Here is a 3,022-nt window from a genome sequence, read left to right on the forward strand (position 1 = left end):
GCCGAAAACAAAGGCCGTCACGTAAGCCGCCAGCACTACCAGCTGGTAGCAAATGAACTTCATCATCAGAATCGACGTGGCCCGGCCGCCGCTCATGCCCATCTCCACCATCGCGGCCAGCTGTGAGGGCTGCCCGCCCGTGGCCATCGGGGTGATCCCGTTAAACAGGGCCTGGATGAGCGGAATCCGCATGTAGGACCAGAAGCTGCGGCTGGCCGTGCCCGGCCTTTTGGCCAGCAGGCGCAAAATGAGGGCCTCGCACAGATAAGACAATCCCATGGCCAGAAAGACCAGGACCAGGCGCCAGGGCACGATCTGCCCGGCTGCCGACCGCAAAGTCGCTAGCGGTGTCGACTTCAAGTCAAAATACAAAACAAGGGAGCTGATCAACAAAACGATCACGACTCCCCACCAATTTTTCTTATTCATAGCTGATCTGTCCCAATTCCCGGCCCAGCTGGTACTGCTCCCGGTAAAAGTCGCGCCAGATCTCGGCCAGGTGGTCTTCTGAGTACTGCCGGCTGGCCTTTCTGGACAGCTCCTGCTGGCGGGCCAGAACTTCCGGATGCGCGGCCGCGAAGCGCAGCTGCTCGTTTAATTCGCCGTAGTCCTTGCCGGCCAGGTAGTAGCCGTCGATGATTGCCCGGTAGAGGTCCAGGTCTCTGAGCAGAACCGGCGTCCCGCAGCTGAAGGCCTCCAGAACCGACATCGGGAAGAGCTCGTCAAAGGACGGCAGAAGGAAGAGGTCGGCCATGTTGAGGTAGTCGACCAGCTTCTCCCGGTCGATGATGCCGGTAAAAGTCAGATTCTTCGGCGGATTGTCGACCAGCTTCTTGAAGTGGTCATAGCCGTCGGTAATCTTGCCAAAAGAAAAGCCCCCGGCCCAGACGAACTGGAAGTCCGGGTTGGCCTCAGCCAGCTTGGCGAAGTCGTCGACCCCCTTGCGGGCTTGAACCTGGCCGTCGCCGAAGACCACGAACTTGTCTTGCGGAATGCCCAGTTCCTGCCGGGTGGCGTTCTTCTTGGCCTGGGTCTGCTCGTAGAATTCACTCTTGGCCACGAAGTTCGGGATGTAGCGAATCTTGTTCTTGTCCAGGCCGTATTCGGTCAGCTTGTCGATGAAGATCGGGTTGACGACGACGATCTGGTCCATCCGCTTGTAAAAGTCGATCACGTACTGGTAAAAGACCTGCTTGGCCACGCCCGGCAGCTTGATTGACCCTTCCAGGGTATCCGGCAAAAAGTGCACGTAGCCGATCTTGCGGCCTCTGGCCGGTGAAAAGCTGTTGGCAAAGTAGGTCGGATTGATCGTGTGGTAGTGGGTCAGGTCGCTTCTGCCGTACTTGTTGATCGTCACGTAGAAGTCATCGACCAGGTGGGTCCTCAGAAGCCGGATCAATTCCTGGTAAGCGGCGCCGACGCCCTGCCCGGCCACGGAATCCGCTTGAGAAAACATGTTAATTCTAATCATTGCTGTCCTCGTTTTTCACTTGATAGTTGTCAATCGCGTACTGGTAAAACTTGCAGACCTCGCTAGCAAAGTGGCTGGCGGAAATCTCCTCCAGTTTCTGGCTCAAGAGGCGCGGCGGGATTTCCTGGCGGCCCTGGCGCAGGTAAGTCGCGATTTCTTCCTTCATCTGCCGCAAGCTCTCAAAAGTCAGGCCAAAGGCCGGGTCGTTGAAGACCTGGTCAGTGTAGTCGGTCTTGTAGACCACGCACTTTCTGCCGCTGCCCAAAGCCTCGATGTAAGTCAGCCCCTGGGTCTCAGTGTCGCTGGCGGAAACGAAAAAGTCAGCCATTTTATAGTAGCTGCCCACCTGGTCATGGGGCACGTTGCCCGCGAAAATCACGTGCTTTTCCAAAGTCAGCCGCTCAACCTGCTCTTTTAAGACGTCCACGTCCGGTCCGTCGCCGGCAATGACGAAGACCAGCTTGGGGAATTCCGTCAAAAGGTCCGGCATCACCCGCAGGATCCGGTCAATCTTCTTTTCTGTCGCTACCCGGCCCAAAGTCAGGATCACCTGGGCGTCAGGAGCGATCCCCAGCTCCCCGCGCAGATCCTGGTTATCAGGGGCGCTGATGGCGTCCAAGTCGACTCCGGTAGGAATCACCCGCATGGGAATTTCCACCCCGTAGCGGGTCAATAAGGCCGCTACACGCTGGCTGGGCGCGATGACCCCGTCCATGTTCTTCAAGTAGCCCTTGGTGAACTGCTGCACGTGCACCGGCCGCAGCAAGTGGCCGTTTAAGACATAGTGCAAATAGTCCTCATACATGGTGTGATAGGTGTGGATGGCCGGGATGCCCAGCTGCTTGGCCACGTACTTGCCGATCGTCCCCATGGAGAATTCGGTCTGCGTGTGCACGATGTCCAGGTTGACCTCCTTGGCCACCTTAGCCGCTTCAAATAAACCGCGGAAAGCAATCCGCCGTTCGGAAAAACCGATGAAGGGCACTGAACTGAAGCGGAAGATGTTGGCTTCCACGGTTTCCTTGCCGACGTTCGGGTCCGTCGTCGTGAAAATGAAGACGTTGTGGCCCTGAGCCTCCAAAGCTTCTTTAAGGGTTTTAATCGACGTTGCCACCCCGCTGTTTTGCGGAAAGTAGGTGTCTGTAAACAAACCGATATTCATGTCTAAACTGTAACCTCCATACTAAAAAATATTATAGAGAATCCGCAAAAGAGGTGCAAATTTCTTTACCAAAATAAAAAAAACGACTCCCGTTCAAGGAGCCGTTATCAGCAATAGCGGTGATCGGGGTCGAACCGATACGTCCGTAATGGACACCAGATTTTGAGTCTGACGCGTCTGCCAATTCCGCCACACCGCCGTGATATTCAACTTAAATAGCGGTGATCGGGGTCGAACCGATACGTCCGTAATGGACACCAGATTTTGAGTCTGACGCGTCTGCCAATTCCGCCACACCGCCATGCTATTTCACTTATGGCCGCTAAGCCTAAGGCGGGGATCGGAGTCGAACCGACGATTAAGGTTTTGCAGACCTCTGCCTTACCACT

The 3,022-nt window shown here is 55.9% G+C and carries 3 protein-coding genes and 2 tRNA genes; all 5 read right to left on the minus strand.

The window, feature by feature from the left end:
* A partial coding sequence (locus tag lacNas_RS00850) for a lysylphosphatidylglycerol synthase domain-containing protein (protein WP_201346501.1) occupies positions 1-429 on the minus strand: 429 nt, incomplete at its 3' end.
* The gene (locus lacNas_RS00855) at positions 422-1,471 is read right to left on the minus strand and encodes a glycosyltransferase family 4 protein (protein ID WP_201330656.1); all 1,050 of its coding nucleotides are present in this window, start codon (positions 1,469-1,471) and stop codon (positions 422-424) included. The genes lacNas_RS00850 and lacNas_RS00855, both read right to left, overlap by 8 nt.
* A complete protein-coding gene (locus lacNas_RS00860; RefSeq protein ID WP_201330657.1) occupies positions 1,464-2,633 on the minus strand; it encodes a glycosyltransferase family 4 protein in 1,170 nt (389 codons plus the stop codon). Before lacNas_RS00860 ends, lacNas_RS00855 begins: the two co-directional genes overlap by 8 nt.
* A 114-nt stretch (positions 2,634-2,747) precedes the next feature.
* Positions 2,748-2,832 (minus strand) — tRNA-Leu (locus lacNas_RS00865).
* A 17-nt stretch (positions 2,833-2,849) separates the two neighbouring features.
* Positions 2,850-2,934 (minus strand) — tRNA-Leu (locus tag lacNas_RS00870).
* Between the last annotated feature and the right edge of the window lie 88 nt (positions 2,935-3,022).

Source organism: Lactobacillus nasalidis (genome assembly GCF_016587775.1).
Lineage (GTDB): Bacteria > Bacillota > Bacilli > Lactobacillales > Lactobacillaceae > Lactobacillus > Lactobacillus nasalidis.